Here is a 23,054-nt window from a genome sequence, read left to right as displayed (position 1 = left end):
TAAGCTCTGTTAAACGTTCCCTACTCAGTTTGAACAATCGGTGCGTAAGCTGTCGGCACCCTCAAAAGGAAGTTTTCATGAAGAACAGAATTCTTGGTAAAACGGGCCAGCGTGTTTCCGAAATCGGTTTTGGCGCCTGGGCCATCGGCGGCACCTGGGGTGAAGTCAGCATGGAAGATGCGAAAGGTGCATTGAATGCGGCGCTGGATGCCGGGATGACGTTTATCGACACCGCTGACGTTTACGGTGATGGCCGTTCCGAAAAAATCATCGCCGAAGTGCTAAATGAACGAGGGGGAGATCGCCCGTTCGTGGCGACCAAACTGGGGCGTCGCCTTTCACCGCATGTCGCATCCGGCTACAGCGAAAAAAACCTTAATGACTTTGTCGATCGTTCCCGCGATAACCTGCAAACCGAGACGCTGGATTTAGTCCAGCTGCACTGCCCTCCAACCGAGATCTATTACACCCCTGAAGTTTTCGCGGTGATGGATGAAATGATTGACTCCGGCAAAATTCGCAGCTACGGGGTTTCTGTCGAAAAAGTCGAAGAAGGCCTGAAGGCGCTTGAATACCCGAATGTGTCTTCCATCCAGCTGATTTACAACATTTTCAGGCAGCGCCCTGCCGAGCTTCTGCTTCATGAGGCCAAACGCCGGGATGTCGCTATCATTGCCCGCGTCCCGCTGGCGTCCGGCGTGCTGACAGGCAAAATGACCGCTGACACCGCGTTCGCAGCCGACGATCACCGCACCTTCAACCGTAATGGCGAGCAGTTTGATAAAGGCGAGACCTTTGCGGGCGTGCCATACGATGTGGCGCTGGATGCCGTGGAAGATATCCGTCGCTTGCTGCCGGGTGACACCAGCATGGCAACATTCGCGCTGCGTTGGATCCTGATGAATGAAAATGTCTCGGTGATCATTCCCGGCTCTAAAAATAAAGCCCAGTCAGAAACCAATGCGCAAGCAAGCGCTCTCGCCGACCTGTCCGACGACACTATGCTGGCGTTGAAAACCCTTTATCAAAACAAAATTGCCCCGTGGGTTCATCAGCGCTGGTAAGCAACTGACGCCTTCCTGAACGGAAGGCTTTCAATGCAGATGATTTTAAGCTGCAAGATTTCTCCTCAGCTGGAGCGGTCGGGCACCGATAGGTTCAATATGCTTAAAGATGCAAAACATGCCGGAGAAGAGTCAAAGCTTCGGCATGTTTAGCCTTGTTCATGTTGGCGAGGTTATGCAGCTTCCAACGTACGGCGGGTAACTGGTCAACCCCGGGCAATCCAAGCAATTGCCAGTCCGGGGAGCCTTTTTTAAACGATATCAAAAAATCACGTTCAGCCCGGGAAAGAGACCTGTTTATACATTCGACAAGATCTTTTCGCACATCCTCAAGCTCATTTAACGTAACATCTACTTCTGCCATATTTCTAAACTCACCTGCGTAAAGCCCGGATATCTCTTTAAAATGTGGCTGAAGTAATTCAGTAATCGGCCGGGGATGGCTGATGATATACACCAGCAAGGCTTTGCGTAGCGACTCTGTCACTCCCTCGTTATCCAGCAAGAACTTAACATCGAACAAATCTCTGGGATGCTGGCGGTCAAGCGCAGCGCAAATTTTGCCCGCATAAAGATCGGCGAAAGCGACTACGGACATTTCTGCAAAGCCGAACTCATCTTCAACGGCTTCACAGACAGGCTGGACATGTGGCTGATAGACGGTTCCCCTCAACACCGGTGACAGTTCAATTTTGATCAGTATTCCTGCACGCTCAACCAACAGCCGCAAAGCATCATTTTTATCTTCATAGGACTTGCTCACCTTACACTCCGGCAGTGCACTTGTTGCCGCTTGCGCAATAGCGTCCAATGCTATTTTTATCTGCATTAACGATTCTTCGCGCTCCAGCACGGGCAAAAACACCAAATCGATATCTACGGATAAGCGAGGAAGATTGCGTACAAACAGATTTATTGCGGTGCCGCCTTTCAATGCAAAACAGTCATGTCTGGCGATGAAGGGGATCAGTTGAAGTAACAGCTGGACCTGCTTATGGTAAATGCTTTGCCTGTCCATATCGATTTACATCTCTCTGGGTACCGTTATCTGCCACGTCTTGTCCAGCCGCCCTCCCTTTGCGATTTCTCGCTTTCCCGTACCAAGCTCATATCGTTCTGGATCCAGATATTTAAGCCAGGCATGCTGGTGTCGGTTGGCCAACCACAGAAAAAGACGTTTCACCTTGATACTGGAACTTGCTTGCAGCAGCAGATCTAACTTACGCGGTGATAATGTTGTCAGGCCCTGCATAAGTTGATCGGCATGTTCAACGCTAATGCTTTTAGGTACGTCTGCCAGCAGTTCAAGAAAAGCTTTTTCAGGCCCGGAATAGCATAAGGTCGGCAGCGACTCCCGCCAGCTATCTTCACGAAAATACTTTGGGTTTTCTGTCACCGATGAAGGCCAGAGCCGTTGTACTCCACGCCATTCGAATTTGGCATCAATGTCAATTTTGTGTAACCAGGCAGGTAACGGGGACGCAGAGAACAGGTGAATGTGGGGTGTGCTTCCTCTGGCTTGATAATGCACCAAACCTTCTATCTCCAGTGCGCTAAATGCTCCGACACAGACCGGTTCGTCGCGCATGCGTTGAAGCGATGCAACGACGCCTTTCCAGTGCTGCGGCTTTTCTTCTCGTGCATAGACACCCGGCGTGAGTGGCAGTAGTGTCCTGCTCTTAACCGCATTATCAAGAAAATGAAGGTTAATTCCCTGAGCGAGCAGCCAGGATTTTGTCGCCACCATGCCAACGGGGAGCAAATTTTTAAGCTGTTGTCGTGCAATGAGATTGAGCATAACTCCCCAGGGGGTTTGAAGAAGCCAGAATTCACGTCGATTACTGCCGTAATCTATTATTTATTCAAACTTACTCTGCCTCGGGGTTTAAGTAAACCTCAATACACGGCAATAAACGCCGTAAAAACCAATATTATTAAACCAACCCTGTTCCTTTGCCTGCGCCCGCAGCGTCAGATTCAGAGCGAATCAATTATAATAAACATTAAATATCACCATCGAATCGGCGCTGCCAGGCGTGACGGTTTCGGCCGTCTGGTAGTACTTCGCTTCGAAATTCACCAGGTTATCCCCCTCGGCGATGGTGGCGACATTATCATTGAAGCCGGCGATTTCCTTGCCGTTCATCAACAGTTGAATGCCGACGCCGGTTGCTGAATTTTCATCGTTACTCAGCGCTATCACGCCCCGGTCTTGATTAGCAAAGCCATAGATCGGCGTGAAGTCAAAGTGGGCCTGGGTTGCTGCGCCCTTACACTCGGTGAGGCTCACGGAAAATGGCACCTTAGGACCGGTGCTGCCTGCACGGGTAAAGCTGGCTGATGACAATGTCCCCATCTCGACGTCGGTTACGCTGCTTACCGTGCAGCCACCCGCCGAAACCGTCATGACGCCTGAAAAGGTAAAACTGTACAGATGGCCGCGAGAAACGCGATCGGCATTGGCTTCATCAATATAAGCCGTTTGCGAGAGTGCGTTGGTTTCACCGTATTTAAGATCCTTATTCGTTCTGACAATATATATTTTGTCGGTCAGGGTGGTTGAACCATTGGATAAAAGCCCCCGACGAACCGATGTGCCGGTAAAGGCTGTAGTCATACAGGACCATGTACCGGAAGCGGAATTGAAATTTGTCCAGACGATACCGAGGCCGGAATCCGATATGGCGGTCCCCTCATCAATCACCGGACAGGTTAGGCCGTCTACCGAGACCGTCATGCCTGAACTGCTCCAGGCGGTATGGCTGACCTCAGACACCTGCTGAAAGTTACCCGATGATTTGCAGGTGACGTTCACGTTTTTGGTATCAACATGCAGGATATCGCCGGCCCTCGAATTTTCCGCTACCGCAACATCGCCAAGATTAAGAACATGGACATCGGTATCGGATGTGCAGTTCATGTCTTCTGCAGAAGCAGACTGGCACGTTAAAAGCGCGGCCATCAACGTTATCAGGCACAGTGTGATTTTCAGACTATTTAGCATCATTTAATTTCCGTTAATTCCGCGTTCGGTGGTCGCATCACACGGCAAGTCAGCCACAATAATGCCGTTATTTTTGCTGCGCCCCTTCGCCGAGAAGGGCACCGTACAGAGCTGTTCGCCCCCGGCCAGAGACACCTGCAACTGCGCTGTTTCGGGCACACCTGCCAGATAAACGCGCCCTTTTTCATCGGTAATCCCGCTGACGTCGTCCACACGGACCACACTCGCCAGCGGCAGCGGCCGTCCATCCCTTGTCAGCGTCAGGAACACCCGCAGCCCAACTTTGGTTTCATATTCAGCCAGCACCAGCGATTCTCTCGATGGCGTTTTACGCTGGATTGACTGCTTCAGATCGACGTCATCTTCTAAGGTGGAGGTGTCCAGGCTGACCTCATTTTCACGATAGGGTGTCAGTGACGGGACGATGGCATACCCGCGCGAATCCGTTGACAGCCCGCTGCGGTTTTTGATTTTGATATCTTTGCCACCCGGTGCCCGCACCAGTGCCCAGGAACTGCCTTCCGATAACTCCCGGGAAAGCGTGACGCCGTACGGGTGGACGACAACCGAGCCGCGTACTCCCCAGTTAACGGATTCGCTTTCACCATAATAATTTGCATATCCCAACGAGGCGGTTGCCTTGCTCCCCTGCAGGCTGCCGGACAGCGCGGTACTGTTCTTCACCCGGCCATCGGATTGACTGCTGCGGGCCTGGGACATTGACCAGGAAAGGTTATTGCTTTCAAGTGAGGTCCCTGACAGCGTGGTCGACAGGCTGCCCGTTCCCCGGTTTGACTGTGACCAGTTATTGCTCATCCGCATGTTGCTGTCGGAGGTCGGCGACAACCATTTGCCGATTGGCAAGCTGACGTTAACGGAGGTGCTGTTGTCGGTGCGACCTGTGCGCCACAACCGGCTCTGGCTTTGGTTCAGGCTGACGGTGACGCCGGAAAAACTTTTACTCCAGCTGCCGGTGATGGAGCGATTACGTGAGTTAGCCCGGTTCCAGTATTCGGATTGATAGGCGCTGAGCGAGACCGATCCGGCCACGCCGGCATTCTGATTCAGGGTTATCTGTGACTTATTCTTCAGCGTGTAGCGCGAGGCCAGGCGGCTGTTGTTAAAATACTCACTCGCTTCATCAAATGCATAGTATCCGTCGGTGCCATAGCGATAACCGGCCAGGGTCATGGAGGTGCCGGTGGTGTCAAACCGTTTACTGTATTTGGCTTGCAGGGACTGCCCGGTTTTGGACGATCCGTCGCTGAAGGTGGTTTCTGCCTGGGTCAAATCCAGCGAAATCGCCCCAAACATTCCCAGACTCTGACCGACACCGAGCGTCCCGGCGCGATAATGTTCGGCCACCAGGCCGCCGCCATACACCGTCGTATTGTTCAGCACGCCATACAGCATTTCGCCCTGCACAAAACGCTGATTTACTGCGCTCTCGGCATTGTTATTGCGCGTGCCATATTCACCGGCGGTCACCGAGTATTTGACCATGCCACGACGGACCGAAATCGGTGGCGAGGCGAATGACTGCGTGTAGCTACGCAACGAACCGTCTTCTTCTTTCACCGTAATCTCAAGATCGCCGGACGAGGATGTCGGATAGAGATCGTTGATCACAAAGGCGCCTGGCGGCACAAAGGTCTGATACAGCAGGTTGCCGTTCTGGCGCACTTCAACCGTGGCATGAGAAAGCGCAATCCCGCGGATTTCCGGCGCATAGCCGCGCTGACTGTCCGCCAGCATTTCGTCCTGGGTGGCCAGCCAGGCCCCCCGGAAGCTGAAGCTGTCCATCACCAGACCGGGGGTAGCCGTTTCACCGGCGACAAAGCGGGCACGCAGCGGACGGATGTCACGCTCCACCGACGTTTGCAGACTGTTCCACTGGCTGATGTTGTTACTGGTACGGCTGTAGGTGCTGTAGTTTCTTAAACGCCAGGGTCCCAGGTTGATGCCACTGCGCACGTTCAGATACTGAGAACTTTGGTTCTGGCTTAGTGCCGACTGATTGCGGGTTTCTGAGCCGGAAGCACTGTAGGAAGCAAAAAACATCGGCAATCCGTCGTCCCACTGTTCAGGGGGGACATCGCCGCGCGCAGACTGATTTAGCGCGGCCTGCGGCAGAGTGATTTCCAGCACCCGCCGTTCAAAATCAAAAAGCGTATCGGCATCGGGGATCGCCGCCGCAAGATCGGAGAGCGTGGCTTCCGCAGGCAGAGAAACCAGTGCCGGGAACGCAGCCACCTTGACGCCCAACTTCTGCAACAATGACGGCGTGAGCTCCGGGCATAAGCGGGTTCCGCAGACGATAAATTTCAGGGTGTATTCGCCCTGCTCTACCCGGTTAACGCTAACCTGCACCGTGTATTCACCTGGCATCTGAATTTCCGGCCGGGACAGGGTTTCAAGGTCAGTATCGGCTTTTTGCGCAGGCGTCAGTTTCAGTGCGTTCACGTTAAAATAAAGCTCCGCCCTGGCCGTTGATAACCCCATTAGCGAGACGATGACAAATAACAGTCCCGCTCCCCGATTTGCTGCCAGATGACTGACAACAAAACCTTGACCTGAATGCTCAGCATCACCACGCATCATTATCTCCAGAACATTGTCTTAGAAATTGACGGTGCGGGAAGGGGTTGTGCCGCCCCAGTCATTGATGGTGCTCCACGAAAAAGTCCGCAGCGCAGAGGCCGGCAGCGCGATCTCAAGGGATGATAAAGGTCGAAGGGTGCCCGGATTTTCAATCTTGCTGCCGTTAACCGTGACCTGAGTCAGGGTGACAACGTAAGGGGTCGGATTTTTGATGATGACGCGGCCAGACCCGGCTGATATCTGCAGTTTTTCTCCGGCGGCGGCCGCGCCACGGGCGGTTAATCCTTCCGGCCGGTAGATAAGTTTGATGATGTTCTGGGTGGCAATGGTCAGGCGCGTTGGATTTTGCTTTTTCTCCACCGCGGGGATTGTGCGGATGTTTAACAGAAACAGGCTTTCACGGTCTTTCGGCAACGCCGTTGGCGATCCGACATAGACAACCCGCACCGGACTTTCTCCACCGGCGGGGAGTTTAAAAAGCGGCGGCGTATTAATAAACGGAATATTATTAGTATCACGACTGTCGAAATTAGAGACCCAGTTCTGAACCAGCTGCGGCGCCTGACGGGGACCATTGCGCAAAGGAACACTGGCTTCTTTCTTACCAGCCTCATAAATCAGCCGTGTTGCACCAAGCGTTAATCCATCAGCCTGGCAAATTAAAGGCAGCAGCAAGGCTATTCCGAGAATAAGTTTAGTGTGTTTCATCGGGAATTGACTCCATATAAAGCGGAAGCATAATTAATTATGCCTCCACTCAATATTTATATTAGGTATTGGCGTAATCGATAACAAAGGTCACATTGGTATCAATCGTTCCGGTGTAATCTGAACTACCGGTATAATCCACCAGCCACGCTTTGAAATTAGCGACAGCCTGGGTTACGCCCGTTTTCAGTGAGTTAAATCCCGTATTTTCAGAGGAGACGCCGGGGGCATAGACAGTCGAAAGATTATCCGCGTCGCTGATACGTATCCCCAGTCCAGCAATATCAGTGGAGAAGAGCGACGTATAGCCCGTCGTGGCGACGGCCGCACCGTTAAAGGTGATAGAGGGGGAGGAGGCAACAGCACAGTCTTTCAGTTCGATACTGAACGGCGTGCCGCCGGTGGTACTGCCAGCCTTACCAAACGAAGTGCTACTGACGGTACCGAAGTTGACGGTTCCCGACTCGGTGGAGCTGCCAGCAATGCTACTGACCGTACAGGCCGCAGCAGAAATGACGCCTTTGAAATTGATTGTCCCGTCCGACGCCAGCGCGCTGGCCGAGAGGCCTAAAGACACCGCTATTACAGCGATTTTGGTACAAAGCTTACTCATGATTATTTCCTATGTTATCAATGTAAAATTTATTTCATTATCTTTCCCGGCAAAATAGGGAGGTATTAAAAACACTCCCTGTTAAAGTGATCACGGATTTCCCTGTCATCCCGATACAATTAAGCATTGGGAATCTCCGTTAATTAACTCTTTATAGAAAGTATGTGTTATCTCGCCGTCACTACGCACACGGATAGATGAATAATATTATTTATCGAACATTAAGGTCTGAAACAACGTCAGGCATTGGGTCATTCTCGGTACTGTTACTTTCTATCCATTTCACAAATGGCAGCGTATAAATGGCTTCATTGTCGCTGAAGAAATAGACCGTCCCCGTTTTACTCTCACCCGGCGCAAACTCTTGTTGTAAATTCAGCTCAACGCCTCTGGCCACAATTTCTTTACCGGCACGGTTGAATAAAACAAAACAGCCCTTTGATAACGTCGCGGCACTGTCTAACGGGTTAAAGATACTGATCCGGTATGAAACCATATACTGCGCTTTATTATGATCCGTCATGCTGCCGACATCTTTATTCGTCGCGTAGATTGGGCCTGGCTGGAACAGCTGATTAGCATATGCCGGAGCCCCCACCATCAATAATGCCAACATCAGTATTTTTTTCATTTATGACTCTCGTGATGTTTTTCGCTTAACTTAAATAATTAGAAAAATGATATCAAGCATCTTTACGTGCATTGTTAAGGTGCTGACACTCATTTTAAGAGTGCGATAAAAACGTACAACTCATGAATATCCCATTCCTCTCATGAAAATCTCACGCACTTCTTAACCAACCACAAGTCATTGATAAAAAACACACGAATGTTGATCGCGAGCATTTACATAAATAATTACTCTGATGAAAATATTTTTCAACCTGCGTTATTTGAGCTGTGATAAGGTTTTTTCTTTAGCGTCAGGATTATCTAAGGTCGTGATTAGCGCTTTAACCACGCTTATAATCACGAAAAAATAAACACCTGCGTTAAGCATTTACCCTACGCATCAGGAGTCTCCGATGAGAGGATTAGGTTAACTTTAAACGGGCTTTCCGATATTATTTCTTCCTTGTTTTTATTTAAATAACCCATAACAAATGCCAACACCAGAAAGATATACTTTATAAAATACCCTCTCTGCGGTCAATAGCGGCCTTTAACCAAATAAAAAAGAACTAATAGCGAGTCAGGCCAGTCTGAATTTCGTCTATAGTCTCCTATCATACTGGTCAGTAAGGAAATTCCCCTATTCCACACCCTCACATTAAAATACTTTTAACATTATTAGATTCAATACTTCAAAAATATTCCGGAAAATAACCACCGTTATATAGGTATGCATTGAGGCGTTTTGTTAAGGCAGATATAATTTATTAACAAATAAAATAAATATCGCACAAGTAATGTTAAAGCCATCACGACATATTTCGCATTTATTTTATTGCGAGCGTTGTCGGAAGCTGGAGTTTGCCGACTTGCCCTGCATAATGAATGTTTGGAAAATCGGGTCGATTGGATGGCTATTCACTTGAAGCAGAGCCAGCCGTTTTGCCTTCGCTGAGAAACCCGCTGAGCAGGGTACTCTTCACTGGATTACCTCTGTTTTTTTCGTCAAACTGACCGGCCAGGCTCCATGCACCAGTTGAGCGACAAATTGACGAGTTTATGTGGATGTAAAGGCTGTGTTAAGGTCCACGTAAGTACTTGAAAGAATTGAAATGAGTAAAATGATTATGAAAGAGTCGATTGACAAGGATTTATCAGGCCACACCCCAATGATGCAGCAATACCTGCGTCTGAAGGCCGATCATCCGGAAATCCTGCTGTTTTACCGCATGGGGGATTTCTACGAACTGTTCTATGACGATGCGAAGCGCGCCTCGCAGCTGCTGGAAATCTCGCTGACTAAACGCGGGGCGTCAGCCGGTGAACCGATCCCGATGGCGGGCGTACCTTATCATGCGGTGGAGAACTACCTGGCGAAGCTGGTGCAGCTGGGCGAATCGGTGGCCATCTGCGAACAGATTGGCGATCCGGCGCTGAGCAAAGGCCCCGTAGAGCGCAAAGTGGTGCGCATCGTGACGCCGGGCACCATCAGTGATGAAGCGCTGTTGCATGAGCGCCAGGATAACCTGCTGGCCGCCATCTGGCAGAGCCCACGCGGCTTCGGCTTCGCCACGCTGGATATCAGCTCTGGCCGCTTCCGCCTGGCGGAGCCGACGGACCTGGAAACCATGGCCGCCGAGCTGACCCGCTCCAATCCTGCTGAACTGCTCTATTCCGAAGACTTCTCCGCCATGTCGCTGATTGAAAACCGCCGTGGCTTGCGTCGTCGCCCATTGTGGGAGTTTGAAGTCGATACCGCGCGTCAGCAGCTGAACATGCAGTTTGGCACCCGCGACCTGAGCGGCTTTGGCGTCGAGCAGGCTCACCATGCGCTGCGCGCGGCGGGCTGCCTGCTGCAATACGTTAAGGATACCCAGCGTACTTCCCTGCCCCATATCCGTTCTCTGACTATGGAGCGGCAGCAGGACGGCATCATTATGGATGCGGCAACGCGCCGTAACCTGGAGATCACCCAGAACCTGGCCGGCGGCATTGAAAACACCCTGGCGGCGGTGCTGGATAAAACCGTCACGCCGATGGGTAGCCGCATGCTGAAACGCTGGCTGCATATGCCGGTGCGGGAGATTAAAACCTTAGAGAACCGTCAGCAGAGCATTGGTGCACTGCAGGACTTTACCGCGGAGCTCTCGCCTCTGCTGCGTCAGGTCGGCGACCTGGAGCGTATTCTTGCGCGTCTGGCACTGCGTACCGCCCGTCCACGCGATCTGGCCCGGATGCGCCACGCCTTCCAGCAGCTGCCTCAGCTCGATGCGCTGCTGGCGGAGGTCGCTACGCCGCATCTGCAAACGCTGCGCACGCAAATGGGCCAGTTTGATGAGTTGCGCGATCTGCTGGAACGGGCGGTGATTGAGTCACCTCCGGTGCTGATCCGCGACGGTGGCGTGATTGCGCCCGGCTACCACGCCGAGCTGGATGAATGGCGTGCGCTGGCCGACGGCGCGACCGACTACCTTGATAAGCTGGAAATCCGTGAGCGGGAAAAACTGGGGCTGGATACGCTGAAGGTCGGCTTCAACGCCGTGCATGGCTATTATATTCAGGTCAGCCGTGGGCAGAGCCATCGGGTGCCGATCAACTATGTCCGTCGTCAGACGCTGAAAAACGTTGAACGCTATATCATTCCCGAGCTGAAAGAGTACGAAGACAAAGTTCTGACCTCGAAAGGCAAGGCGCTGGCGCTGGAAAAAGGCCTGTATGAGCAGCTGTTCGACCTGCTGCTGCCACATCTGGAAGCCTTGCAGCTCAGTGCCGCGGCACTGGCGGAACTGGACGTGCTGTCCAACCTGGCCGAACGCGCGTGGACGCTGAATTACAACTGCCCAACCCTGACCGACAAGCCCGGCATCAAGCTGACCGGCGCGCGTCATCCGGTGGTTGAGCAGGTGCTGAAAGAGCCGTTTATTGCTAACCCGCTGTCGCTCTCTCCGCAGCGCCGCATGCTGGTGATCACCGGTCCCAATATGGGCGGTAAAAGTACCTATATGCGTCAGGCGGCGCTGATCACGCTGCTGGCCTATATTGGCAGCTATGTCCCGGCGGAGCAGGCGGTGATTGGTCCAATCGACCGCATCTTTACCCGTGTGGGTGCTGCGGATGACCTGGCGTCCGGCCGTTCGACCTTTATGGTGGAGATGACCGAAACCGCCAATATCCTGCACAATGCGACCGAACACAGCCTGGTGCTGATGGATGAGATTGGGCGCGGCACCTCAACCTATGATGGCCTGTCACTGGCCTGGGCCTGTGCGGAAAGCCTGGCGAACCGCATCAAGGCGATGACGCTGTTTGCTACCCACTACTTTGAACTGACCACCCTGCCCGAAAAAATGGAGGGCGTGGCCAACGTACACCTCGATGCCGTTGAGCATGGCGACACCATTGCCTTTATGCACAGCGTGCAGGAAGGTGCCGCGAGCAAAAGTTATGGCCTGGCCGTTGCCGCGCTGGCGGGCGTGCCGAAAGAGGTGATCAAGCGTGCCCGACAGAAACTGAAAGAGCTGGAAACCCTGTCCGGCAGCGCGGCCAGCAGCAAAGCCGATGGCCCGCAGTTGCCATTACTGGTTGAGGAAACCTCTCCCGCGGTGGAAGCGCTTGAAGCACTGGATGCGGATTCCCTTACGCCGCGTCAGGCGCTGGACTGGATCTATCGCCTGAAAACGATGCTCTAAGCGTCGTTGCTGAACGGCATACGGTCATCACGGGCCGCAGCCGTCTCAAACGCACAACTAAATGGTGGGCATGATGCCTGCCGTTTTTTTTGCACCACTTTACGGCCTGGCTGCACTCCCGCAGTGATTCTGCTTCTGTACTGGAGCGCCTCAGCGTTAATAACGCCAACCTCCCGCCCATCAAACCCTCACGAATACCGGCCTGTATACAAGATGTTAGACCCGCGTCTTACGCTTATTTTTAGTGCCATCACAAATCTGGCCTGCAATATGCATTGCTATCCTCCAGCTAGCAATCATCAGCTCTTCAGGGGCACAGGGGACACCGTTGAACCAACAGGATATCTTGAATCTTGACGCCATCACGCTGGCGGCACACATCCGCTACAAGTCGCTTTCTCCGGTTGAGGTGGTGACCGCCTCGCTGGCTCGAATGGATCTTCTCGAGCCCGAGCTGCATGCCTTTTGTACGCCAACGCCCGATCTGGCGATGGCGCAGGCCAAAGCGATCGAACAGAAGATCCTGCGCGGCGAAAAGGTCGGCCCATTGGCTGGCGTGCCGGTGGCGATTAAAGATCTGATCAGCACCGCCGGGATCAAAACGGTGTCCGGCTCCTGGATCTACGAAAACTTTATCCCCGATGAAGACGACATCACCGTTGAACGCCTGAAGGCGGCCGGCGCCATCATCCTCGGCAAAACCAACGCGCCGGAGTTTGGCTACAGCGGCACCGGCCACAACCCAGTGTTTCCGACCACCCGCAATCCGTGGAATACCGACTTAACCCCTGGCGGCTCCAGTGCCGGTTCGGCTGCGGCGCTGGCGGCAAGAATGTGCCCGCTGGCGCTGGGGAGCGATGGCGGCGGTTCCGTGCGCATTCCCGCCGCCCACAGCGGCCTGTTTGGCATGAAAGCGTCGATGGGCCGCGTGCCGCTGTATCCCGGCTGCCGCGATGAACGCTATCCCGGACTCTCCAGCTGGGAATCGCTGGAGCATATCGGCCCGATGACCCGCACCGTGGCGGATGCCGCGTTAATGCTTTCGGTGATCGCCGGACCCGATCCCCGCGACCGCCACTCGATCCCCACCAGCGACATTGACTGGCTCAACGCCCCCAAGGGCAGCCTGAAAGGGCTACGCATTGCCTTCAGCGCTGACTGGGGCTATGCCACGGTCGACCAACAGGTCCGCGAGGTGGTGGCCAAAGCGGTCAGGGTCTTCGAGCGGGAGATGGGCTGCATTGTGGTCGAGGCCCATCCAGGCTTCAGCGATCCGAAAGAGACCTTCGCTGCGCTGGTCGCTCAGGAAACCGATCTGACCGGCATGCGCAAACTGATGGAAAGCTATGGCGATCGCATGTCACCCCATCTGGTGGCGATGCTGAACACCGACTGGACCGCCGAGATGTTCACCGATGCCAATATGAAGCGCAAAGAGGTGGTCAACAAAATGTGGCGCTTTATGCAGGGCTACGATTTGTTGCTGACCCCGACGCTGGCAACACCGCCCTTCCCAATCGATATCGAAAGCCCGGCGATGATAGATGGCCGTAGCGTGACGCCTGCCGAATGGCTGGCCTTTGTCTTTCCGATTAACCTTACCGGACAACCGGCCGCCTCTGTGCCGGCTGGCTTTACCGCCGACGGGTTGCCGGTCGGTTTACAGATTGTTGGTCGTCACCTTGACGATGCGCTGGTGCTGCGTGCCAGTGCGGCATTTGAAAAAGTTTGCGGCTGGCAACATCGGTTACCGCCGATGCTGACCCGCTGATTAACGCCTACTGCTATTTACCGGGGATCACACCACTATGAGCCAGAAATCATCGCAGTCGCATGAGAGCACGTCAGGATTAGAGCAGGAGTTTGAAAACGCGGCCGTACCGCTTTCCCATCGCCATACCACCCGTTCGGTTTCTGCGGTGTGGTTTGGTTTCCCGATGATCCTGACCAATGCTGTTTTTGGCGGGATCATGGCGTACAACCTCGGCTTCTGGCATTCAATTATCGCCATTCTGGCCGGCAACCTGGTGCTGTTCGCCTATGTCGGCGCGCTCAGCTATCTGGCGGGCAATACCGGACTGAACTTTGCCATGCAGGCGCGCAAGACCTTCGGCAGCCGTGGCTACATCATTACCTCGGCGTTTCTGTCGACCGTGGTGATTGGCTGGTACGCCTTCCAGACCGGACTGACCGGCACCATCGTCAACGCTACCTTTGGCTGGAATACCTCGTGGGTGATTGTGCTGGCGACGGTGCTGTATACCGGCGTCACCTTCCTCGGCGTGCGTGCGCTGTCGGTGATCGGTATGATTGCTGCGCCGATGTTTGTCATCCTCGGTCTGGTGGCGCTGTACTTTGTTGGCCAGCATACCGACATCAGCCAGATCAGCAGCTATAAAGGCTCCGCCAGCGGCATCAGTATGGGCATTGCGATGACCATGGTGATCGCCGGGTTTGCGGATTCGGGCACCATGACCGCCGACTTCACCCGCTGGTCAAAGAACGGCAAATCGGCGGTGGTCGCCACCTTCTCCGCGTTCCCGCTGGCTAACGTTGTTTCGCTGCTTTCGGGCGTGGTGATTGTGTCTGCCGGTGCGGGCATCAATCCGGCACAAAACGGCGGCGATTTCCTGCATCTGCTTACCGGTCACAATCCGGTGCTGGACATGCTGGCGCTGCTGTTCGTCTTTATCAATCTCGGTTCGGTCTGCACCCACTGCCTGTACAACGGCGCGGTCGGTTATGGCCATCTGTTTAAAAGCAAAATGCGTCTGTGGACGGTGATCCTCGGTGTGATTGGCGGACTGCTGGCGGTGATTGGCGTGTGGAGCTATTTCCTGAACTGGCTGAGCCTGTTGGGTGTCGCCGTACCGCCGATTGGCGCGGTGATGATTGTCGACCTGCTGTTTATGGGCCATATCGCCAGTTCGCGCCCGGAAACAACTTACCGCACCAGCGCGTTTGCCTGCTGGGCGTTCGGCACCGTCTGCGCCAGCATCGCGCACGTCTGGTTCCCGGATGCCGGGGAAGCCCTGATTGGTATGGTTGCCGGCGGCGTGGCTTACGGCATCGTGCAGTCACGCTCGGCGAAAAAATGGGCCACGGCATAAGCCTGGGGAGAGTCAGCATGCAGGATTTTTATATTCAGGCCGCACCTTATCACTGGCCGTATGACGGCCAGCTTTCGCCGCAAGACACCGCATTAGTGATTATTGATATGCAGACGGACTTCTGCGGGGAAGGCGGATATGTCGATAAGATGGGTTACGACATTGGCTTAACCCGCGCGCCGATAAAACCCATCAGCGCGCTGCTGGCGGTGATGCGGGCGCAGGGCTTTACCATCATTCATACCCGCGAGGGACACCGGCCCGATCTGGCCGATCTGCCGGCCAATAAGCGCTGGCGATCGCGGCAAAAAGGCGCCGGGATCGGCGATCCTGGCCCGTGCGGGAAAATACTGGTGCGCGGTGAACCCGGCTGGGAAATCATTCCCGAACTGCAGCCGGCTGCGGGGGAAGTGGTGATCGACAAGCCGGGGAAAGGATCGTTTTACGCCACCGATCTCGAGCTGATCCTGCATACGCGCGGGATCAGAAATCTGCTGCTCACCGGCATCACCACCGATGTTTGCGTACATACTACGATGCGTGAAGCGAACGATCGCGGGTTTGAATGCTTACTGGTTGCCGATTGCTGTGCCGCAACCGATCCGGCAAATCATGCGGCGGCGCTTGAAATGCTGAAAATGCAGGGAGGCGTGTTCGGGGCAGTTGCCAATTCCCGCGAGGTGCTGAAGGCGTTAAGTCAGTAAACGACAGGCAATAAAAAAGCGGTGGCTTTCGCCACCGCTTTTCGCATTAACATCGGTAAGTGTCCACGATTATTCGCGGAACAGGGCTTCGATACTCAGACCCTGAGCCTGCAGAATTTCACGCAGACGACGCAGACCTTCAACCTGAATCTGACGGACACGTTCACGGGTCAGACCAATTTCGCGACCCACATCTTCTAACGTGGCCGCTTCATAACCTAACAGGCCGAAACGACGCGCTAACACTTCACGCTGCTTGGCGTTCAGTTCGAACAGCCATTTGACGATGCTCTGCTTCATGTCATCGTCCTGGGTGGTATCTTCCGGACCGTTGTCTTTCTCGTCGGCCAGGATATCCAGCAGCGCTTTCTCAGAATCACCGCCTAGTGGCGTGTCGACTGACGTAATGCGTTCGTTGAGGCGCAGCATACGGCTGACATCTTCAACGGGTTTATCAAGCTGTTCGGCGATTTCTTCTGCACTCGGCTCATGATCTAACTTGTGGGTCAGTTCACGCGCGGTGCGGAGATAGACGTTCAGCTCTTTAACGATATGAATAGGCAAACGAATGGTACGGGTTTGGTTCATGATAGCCCGTTCAATCGTCTGGCGAATCCACCAGGTAGCGTAAGTAGAGAAGCGGAACCCTCTTTCAGGGTCAAATTTCTCTACCGCGCGGATTAACCCCAGGTTACCTTCTTCAATCAGATCCAGCAAAGCCAGACCACGATTGCTGTAACGGCGGGCAATCTTCACTACCAAACGCAGGTTGCTTTCGATCATGCGGCGACGAGACGGAACATCACCACGTAATGCGCGACGAGCGAAGAAAACTTCTTCTTCAGCCGTTAGCAGAGGAGAATAACCAATCTCTCCCAGATAGAGCTGCGTCGCGTCCAATACTCGTTGCGTAGCACCTTGTGACAACAGCTCATCTTCAGCTATTTCGTTATCAGCAGGTTCATTTCCGACGAGAGCCTTCTCATCAAAAACCTCAGCTCCGTTTTCGTCGAATTCCGCATCTTCATTTAGATCTTTAACTTTCAGCGTATTCTGGCTCATTTTCGGCTCCTACCCGTGATCCCAAAGCAAAGCACCAGTTGGTGTTCTGCCGGACTATCGCTGCGGTAAATAACGCAGCGGGTTTACGGATTTCCCCTTGTAACGAATTTCAAAATGCAATCTGACCGAACTCGTGCCGGTACTACCCATGGTGGCGATCTTTTGACCCGCTTTAACTTCTTGTTGTTCACGGACCAGCATAGTGTCGTTATGGGCGTATGCACTCAGGTAGTCATCATTATGTTTGATGATAATCAAGTTACCGTAACCGCGAAGGGCGTTACCGGCATACACAACGCGCCCTGAGGCGGTTGAAATGACGGGTTGTCCTCGCGAGCCCGCGATATCAATACCTTTATTGCCTCCTTCGGAAGCAGAGAAGTTATCGATGATCTTACCGTCGGTCGGCCAACGCCAGCTTCCCACAGGGGTGCTGCTGTTGGTTGTGCTACTGACGGTCGGAGCGGTAACCGGCGCTGTTGTCGTTGCAACAGTAGTTGTGCCGGATGATGGCAACATTTTGCCTTCACTTGGTTTACCTGAATCCTCAGAATACGTAATAACAGGCTGGTGTGCAACAGCCCCGCCCTGGTTTTGTGGCGCAGAAGGCTGGACAGCGACACCGCCCGCAGAGGCATCCGCCGCGGTCACCGCATTACCACCGGTTAAGGTTCCACCGGAGCCGTTACTAACCTGCAACTGCTGGCCCACATTGAGCGCATAAGGCGCGGCAACGTTATTTCGTTGGGCTAAATCACGGAAATCATTGCCGGTGATCCAGGCAATATAGAACAGCGTATCGCCCCTTTTCACCGTATAGGTCTGTCCGCCGTAGCTACCTTTAGGAATATTCCCATAAGAACGGTTGTAGACAATATGGCCGTTCTCGGTCACCACGTTCTCTTGTGGTGCAGCATTGCTGCTGGAAATGTTCTGTGGCGCGCTCACCACATTGGAGGAGTTGGCCGAAATAGAGGCCGGTGGCGCGGTGTAGCCGCCATTGCCGCTATTGGCGTTGCTGAGCACTCCGCTGTTGCTGTTACCGCTGCCGCTGCTGGCGTTGGAGCCACCGCTCAACATACCGCCAGAGCCGCCGCCACTGCCGACAGAACTGATAGGGGCTTGTGTGGAGTTATCGCTGGAACAGCCAGCTAACCAAAAACCAACAAGTGAAACGGCCGCAATCCGGCGCAACTTAAACATTGGGCTTCCCGTGCTCATTTATATCCCCCTGAAGGCAAAACTGTGACTACTGCCGCGACGCACCTGGCCCGCATACAGTAATAAAGAGTGAAATTAAGCAGATAGTAACAACATCACAGACCCGGTGCCATTTACAGATGTGTGCAATTGCTAACGATCCGTCAGGCTAAGTCGCCTTTTACCAGCGGCACAAAACGCACTGGCTCAACGATATCGACGATAAACTCACCGCCCTTACGGCGGATGCGCTTCAGTTCCTGATGCTCTTCACCCACCGGCAACACCAGGATCCCGCCTTCGTCCAACTGCGACATTAGCTCGACAGGAATTTCTGGCGGCGCGGCGGTGACGATGATGGCATCAAACGGCCCGCGAGACGGCCAGCCCTGCCAGCCGTCGCCGTGCCGGGTAGAAACATTATGTAAATCAAGCTGTTTTAACCGTCGCTTGGCCTGCCACTGCAAGCCCTTAATCCGCTCGACGGAGTAAACGTGTTCGACCAGGTGTGCCAGGATCGCAGTCTGATAACCCGATCCGGTACCAATTTCTAACACGCGTGATTCTGGCGTCAGCTCCAGCAGCGCGGTCATTTTCGCCACCATATACGGCTGGGAAATGGTCTGGCCGGAGCCAATCGGCAACGCCATATTCTCCCACGCCTTGTGCTCAAACGCCTCGTCCACAAAACGCTCACGCGGTACATCTTCAATCGCTTTCAGCAACCGTTCATCGTCAATGCCCTGCTGGCGCAACTGCGCCAGTAGCGTATCAATGCGGCGACTCACCATTCGCGACTGACCTCAACGCTGGACAACCACGACGCCACCACATCCTGCGCGGCATGCGCGGTTAAATCGACGTGCAGCGCGGTGACGGACACATAGCCCTGGTCAACTGCGGCAAAATCGGTATCCGGGCCTGCATCCAGCTTTTGTCCCGGCGGCCCAATCCAGTACATCATATTGCCGCGCGGATCCTGCTGCGGGATAACCTGATCGCTGGGATGGCGGCTACCACAACGGGTGACGCGAATGCCCTTGATTTCTGACAACGGCACATCCGGCACGTTGATGTTCAGAATGCGACCGGTGCGTAACGGTTCGCGCAGCAACGCACGCAGTATAGAACAGGTTACCGCCGCTGCCGTGTCGTAATGCTTATGCCCATCCAGCGACACCGCCAGCGCAGGCAGTCCAAGATGACGCCCTTCCATCGCCGCCGCTACCGTCCCGGAATAAATCACATCATCCCCGAGGTTCGGGCCGGCGTTGATGCCGGACACCACGATATCCGGCTTCGGCTGCATCAGCGAGTTCACACCCAGATAGACGCAGTCTGTTGGCGTGCCCATTTGCACCGCGATATCGCCGTTGGGATAGGTGAAGGTGCGTAACGGCGTTTCCAGTGACAGCGAATTGGAGGCGCCGCTGCGGTTGCGGTCAGGCGCCACCAGCTGCACCTCAGCAAACTCACGCAAGGCCGCAGCCAGCGTCTGAATGCCAGGCGCATGAATACCGTCATCGTTACTCAGCAATATTCGCATCATCACCTTCTTGTAGAAGAACTTCACGCACCAGCGTGGTGGCAAAACTGCCCGCAGGCAGCCAGAAAGTCAGCTCAACGGTCACGTCATCCTGCCAGTCCCAGCGCAGATCGCGCGGTTTCACCAGCACCGCACGACGCGCCGCATCGACTTTCTCACGCTCAAGCAGTGTAATCAATTCTGTCTCAGTCGCCAGGCTTCGTTGCTCAAAGTCCAGCGCATCGAGCAAGGTTCCCCAGGCGCCGCTGCCGGGAAGCGGTGCGGTCACGCGCAGTTCGTCGTTATCGACGCGCGCCTGCAACGTTTCCAGTTCCGCCTCTTCCGCCACGAACCAGCTGCCCCGTCCGGTCAGCTGGAGCGCATCGCCGGCCATCACGGTGGTCAGCGAGCCCTGCTGCGCTAACCGGTCGCTCGCCACCTGGTTGAACATCGCGCTGCGGGCGGCAGAAAACAGGAAGCTGCGCTTGTTACGCTCCTTCACCCGGATCTCGTTGGCTGCCCAGCGGCGCGCCATCAGCAGGTTATTGCCATCATGGCCAAAGCGCTGCACGCCAAAATAGTTTGGCACACCGGCGGCGGCAATCTGCTGCAAGCGCTGCTCAACCGCATCACGATCGGAAATCTGACGCAAAATAAGGGTAAAGGCATTGCCCTGCAGCGCCCCCGTACGCAGTTTACGTCGATGGCGGGCACTTTCCAGTACCTCACAGCCTGGCAGCTGAAAAGCAGAAAAATCTGGCGTCTCTTTGCCGGGAATGCGCAGGCAAATCCACTGCTCGGTGACCGCATGGCGATCTTTCATGCCGGCAAAGCTGACGTCACGCGGATGAATACCGGCAAACTTCGCCAGCGCTTCCGCGACAAATCGGGTGTTACAGCCGGTTTTGCGAATGCGCACCAGCACCTGCTCGCCATCGCCGTCCGGGCCATAGCCGAGGTCTTCGATGACGATAAAATCTTCCGGGTTGGCTTTCAGCACGCCGGTGGCCGTGGGCTTGCCGTGCAGCCAGCTCAGCTCATCGACCATTACGCGTCCGCCTTAAAGATCAGCGCAACCGCTTCACAGGCAATGCCTTCGCCACGACCGGTAAAGCCCAGCTTCTCGGTGGTGGTGGCTTTGACGTTAACGTCATCCATATGGATACCCAGATCTTCCGCGATGTTGATGCGCATCTGCGGCACATGAGGCAGCATTTTCGGCGCCTGTGCGATGATCGTGACGTCAACGTTGCCTAAGCGGTAGCCTTTTTTCTGGATCTGACGCCAGGCTTCACGCAGCAGTTCGCGGCTGTCCGCGCCTTTATAGGCGGCGTCCGTGTCCGGGAACAGCTTGCCAATATCGCCCAGCGCGGCGGCACCCAGCAACGCATCGGTCAGCGCATGCAGCGCCACGTCACCGTCGGAATGTGCCAGTAACCCTTTTTCATAAGGAATTCGCACGCCGCCAATAATCAGCGGGCCTTCGCCGCCAAATGCGTGAACATCAAAACCGTGGCCGATACGCATTATGCGCTCTCCTTATTCTGTGATTGAGTCAGGTAAAACGCCGCCAGCGCCAAATCTTCCGGCCGCGTTACCTTAATGTTGTCGCTGCGGCCGATCACCAGTTCAGGATGATAGCCACAATACTCCAGCGCCGATGCCTCGTCGGTGATCGTCGCCCCTTCCCTTAACGCCCGTTCAAGACAGGTGCGCAGCAGTTCCAGCGGGAACAGCTGCGGCGTCAGCGCATGCCATAAGGCTTCGCGATCGACAGTATGCGCTATCGCCTGTTTCCCCGCTTCGGCCCGCTTCATGGTGTCACGCACCGGGGCCGCAAGAATGCCGCCCACGCGACTGGTCGCGGTGATCGCCAGTAACCGCGTGAGGTCATCAAGATGCAGACAGGGACGCGCAGCGTCATGAACCAACACCCAGCGCGAGGCAGACGCCGCCTGCAGGCCTGCCAGCACGGAATCCGCACGCTCTTTGCCGCCGTTCACCACCGTGATACGCGGATCGCTGGCCATTGGCAGCGCAGGAAAGAAGGGGTCATCAGGACTGATGGCGACAATAATACGGCTGATGGCTGGATGCGCCAGCAAGCTGTTAAGCGCATGTTCCAGCAGCGTTTTGCCACCGATTGAAAGGTATTGTTTGGGGCACTCTGCCTGCATCCGGCTGCCGATCCCGGCAGCGGGAACCACAGCGATGATGTCCGGAAAGGACCCTGCGATGTTCATGAGTTATCGTTGCTGACTGTTAGAAGCACCCTGCTGCGCGTTTCGTTTATTTTGATCCGGCACAAGGCGATAGAAAGTCTCACCGGGTTTAATCATCCCCAGCTCGTTACGTGCGCGTTCCTCAATTGCTTCAGAACCGCCGTTAAGGTCGTCGATTTCTGCAAACAACTGATCGTTTCGCGCTTTTAGCTTCGCGTTGCCGCCTTGTTGCACCGCAACATCGTCTTTAACACGCGTAAAATCATGTATGCCGTTCTTGCCTAACCAGAGCGAATATTGTAACCAGCCCAGTAGCACAAGTAACAGCAGAGTAAGTTTTCCCATCCCCGCCCCCTGAAAACGGCTCAATCATCCCATAACTTTACATCCGACTCCACTTTCACAGTGATTTAACCGTCGATTGGTGGATCGGTGAGCGTTCCCCGCCCTGAAATCAGGTTTTGCGAGCAAAGTTTTGTAACCGCAGTGGGAATTCTGACATCAAATCCTGCCAGCCGGGCTGGCGAAAGATCCAACAAAGAGACCGGCTACCATCCGGTCAGTAGCGTAAAAAGCAGCCAGAACAGACAGACCACCACCACAGCGGTCAGCAAAATGGTCCAAATCAACTGGCCCCGCAGCAGCACGTTGGCGACAATGCCGACCAACACCGAAACCGGCAGCAGCGCCAGGAAAAACGGCCAGGTATAAAGAAAGAAAAACAGCGTGTTTGCCCCATACATCACAAAGGGGATCGCCAGCGCGAGCCAGTATGAGGCAAAGCCAACCACACCACCGGGAAATGACCAGGAAGGGTCTTCCTGATCCCGATCGTCTTTGCGGGCGAGCATGGGCGTAACGTTATGCATAAGTATCCTGTTGACGCGAAATACAGCACGCTCTGAGGCGTTTTGCCGGGGCTATCTCAGGGGGTGATGAT

The 23,054-nt window shown here is 54.5% G+C and carries 21 protein-coding genes; 5 read left to right on the top strand and 16 right to left on the bottom strand.

The features are described 5' to 3' along the window. Positions 1–77: 77 nt before the first annotated feature. On the top strand, positions 78–1,064 hold the full coding sequence (locus tag AC0IXH_RS23140) for an aldo/keto reductase (RefSeq protein WP_471721080.1): 987 nt from the start codon (positions 78–80) through the stop codon (positions 1,062–1,064). Between the two features lie 103 nt (positions 1,065–1,167). Here the strand turns inward: AC0IXH_RS23140 and AC0IXH_RS23135 are convergent, their stop codons facing one another. From AC0IXH_RS23135 to AC0IXH_RS23105, 7 genes are all read right to left on the bottom strand, one after another. After that, the gene (locus tag AC0IXH_RS23135) at positions 1,168–2,082 is read right to left on the bottom strand and encodes a nucleotidyl transferase AbiEii/AbiGii toxin family protein (RefSeq protein WP_471721079.1); all 915 of its coding nucleotides are present in this window, start codon (positions 2,080–2,082) and stop codon (positions 1,168–1,170) included. Between the two features lie 6 nt (positions 2,083–2,088). After that, on the bottom strand, positions 2,089–2,862 hold the full coding sequence (locus tag AC0IXH_RS23130) for a type IV toxin-antitoxin system AbiEi family antitoxin (protein ID WP_013203526.1): 774 nt from the start codon (positions 2,860–2,862) through the stop codon (positions 2,089–2,091). 189 nt (positions 2,863–3,051) lie between these two features. Beyond that, entirely contained in the window at positions 3,052–4,071 is a 1,020-nt protein-coding gene (locus AC0IXH_RS23125) for a fimbrial protein (protein WP_471721078.1), read from the bottom strand. After that, positions 4,072–6,531 (bottom strand): fimbria/pilus outer membrane usher protein, encoded by a 2,460-nt coding sequence (locus AC0IXH_RS23120; RefSeq protein ID WP_346567041.1) that lies wholly within the window; start codon positions 6,529–6,531, stop codon positions 4,072–4,074. It lies immediately after the preceding gene. 156 nt (positions 6,532–6,687) lie between these two features. Further along, positions 6,688–7,377, bottom strand: coding sequence for a fimbrial biogenesis chaperone (locus AC0IXH_RS23115; protein WP_013203529.1), 690 nt, complete (start codon positions 7,375–7,377; stop codon positions 6,688–6,690). Between the two features lie 61 nt (positions 7,378–7,438). Next, complete coding sequence (locus AC0IXH_RS23110; protein ID WP_471721077.1) at positions 7,439–7,990, bottom strand: fimbrial protein; 552 nt, start codon at positions 7,988–7,990, stop codon at positions 7,439–7,441. A 211-nt stretch (positions 7,991–8,201) separates the two neighbouring features. Next, positions 8,202–8,621, bottom strand: a complete 420-nt coding sequence (locus AC0IXH_RS23105) for a DUF4354 family protein (protein ID WP_134822626.1) — start codon at positions 8,619–8,621, stop codon at positions 8,202–8,204. Between the two features lie 1,108 nt (positions 8,622–9,729). Here AC0IXH_RS23105 and mutS point away from each other — a divergent pair. From mutS to biuH, 4 genes are all read left to right on the top strand, one after another. Next, a complete protein-coding gene (mutS, locus tag AC0IXH_RS23100; RefSeq protein ID WP_471721175.1) occupies positions 9,730–12,291 on the top strand; it encodes a DNA mismatch repair protein MutS in 2,562 nt (853 codons plus the stop codon). A gap of 328 nt (positions 12,292–12,619) precedes the next feature. Next, positions 12,620–14,062 (top strand): amidase, encoded by a 1,443-nt coding sequence (locus tag AC0IXH_RS23095; protein ID WP_471721076.1) that lies wholly within the window; start codon positions 12,620–12,622, stop codon positions 14,060–14,062. Positions 14,063–14,099: 37 nt separating this feature from the next. Continuing rightward, a complete protein-coding gene (locus AC0IXH_RS23090) occupies positions 14,100–15,401 on the top strand; it encodes a purine-cytosine permease family protein (RefSeq protein ID WP_013203535.1) in 1,302 nt (433 codons plus the stop codon). Positions 15,402–15,418: 17 nt separating this feature from the next. Further along, positions 15,419–16,105 (top strand): biuret amidohydrolase, encoded by a 687-nt coding sequence (biuH, locus tag AC0IXH_RS23085; RefSeq protein WP_471721075.1) that lies wholly within the window; start codon positions 15,419–15,421, stop codon positions 16,103–16,105. Between the two features lie 69 nt (positions 16,106–16,174). On the opposite strand, the gene rpoS is transcribed toward biuH, so the two are convergent. From rpoS to AC0IXH_RS23040, 9 genes are all read right to left on the bottom strand, one after another. Next, positions 16,175–17,167, bottom strand: coding sequence for an RNA polymerase sigma factor RpoS (gene rpoS, locus AC0IXH_RS23080; protein WP_013203537.1), 993 nt, complete (start codon positions 17,165–17,167; stop codon positions 16,175–16,177). A 54-nt stretch (positions 17,168–17,221) separates the two neighbouring features. Beyond that, on the bottom strand, positions 17,222–18,388 hold the full coding sequence (nlpD, locus tag AC0IXH_RS23075; protein WP_013203538.1) for a murein hydrolase activator NlpD: 1,167 nt from the start codon (positions 18,386–18,388) through the stop codon (positions 17,222–17,224). Positions 18,389–18,531: 143 nt separating this feature from the next. Then, positions 18,532–19,158: a protein-L-isoaspartate(D-aspartate) O-methyltransferase gene (locus tag AC0IXH_RS23070; RefSeq protein ID WP_013203539.1), complete on the bottom strand. Its 627-nt coding sequence runs from the start codon at positions 19,156–19,158 to the stop codon at positions 18,532–18,534. After that, the gene (surE, locus tag AC0IXH_RS23065; protein WP_013203540.1) at positions 19,152–19,913 is read right to left on the bottom strand and encodes a 5'/3'-nucleotidase SurE; all 762 of its coding nucleotides are present in this window, start codon (positions 19,911–19,913) and stop codon (positions 19,152–19,154) included. Before surE ends, AC0IXH_RS23070 begins: the two co-directional genes overlap by 7 nt. Further along, complete coding sequence (gene truD / locus AC0IXH_RS23060) at positions 19,894–20,940, bottom strand: tRNA pseudouridine(13) synthase TruD (protein ID WP_471721074.1); 1,047 nt, start codon at positions 20,938–20,940, stop codon at positions 19,894–19,896. Before truD ends, surE begins: the two co-directional genes overlap by 20 nt. Beyond that, positions 20,940–21,419: a 2-C-methyl-D-erythritol 2,4-cyclodiphosphate synthase gene (ispF, locus tag AC0IXH_RS23055; RefSeq protein WP_013203542.1), complete on the bottom strand. Its 480-nt coding sequence runs from the start codon at positions 21,417–21,419 to the stop codon at positions 20,940–20,942. Before ispF ends, truD begins: the two co-directional genes overlap by 1 nt. Further along, positions 21,419–22,129: a 2-C-methyl-D-erythritol 4-phosphate cytidylyltransferase gene (gene ispD, locus AC0IXH_RS23050; protein WP_346595946.1), complete on the bottom strand. Its 711-nt coding sequence runs from the start codon at positions 22,127–22,129 to the stop codon at positions 21,419–21,421. The genes ispF and ispD overlap by 1 nt, the downstream gene beginning before the upstream one ends. 9 nt (positions 22,130–22,138) lie before the next feature. Next, on the bottom strand, positions 22,139–22,459 hold the full coding sequence (ftsB, locus tag AC0IXH_RS23045) for a cell division protein FtsB (RefSeq protein WP_013203544.1): 321 nt from the start codon (positions 22,457–22,459) through the stop codon (positions 22,139–22,141). Positions 22,460–22,662: 203 nt separating this feature from the next. After that, entirely contained in the window at positions 22,663–22,983 is a 321-nt protein-coding gene (locus AC0IXH_RS23040; RefSeq protein WP_013203545.1) for a DUF3561 family protein, read from the bottom strand. Positions 22,984–23,054: the final 71 nt, after the last annotated feature.

This window comes from Erwinia sp. AC075 (assembly GCF_979253995.1).
This window is presented reverse-complemented; position numbering and strand designations above follow the sequence as displayed.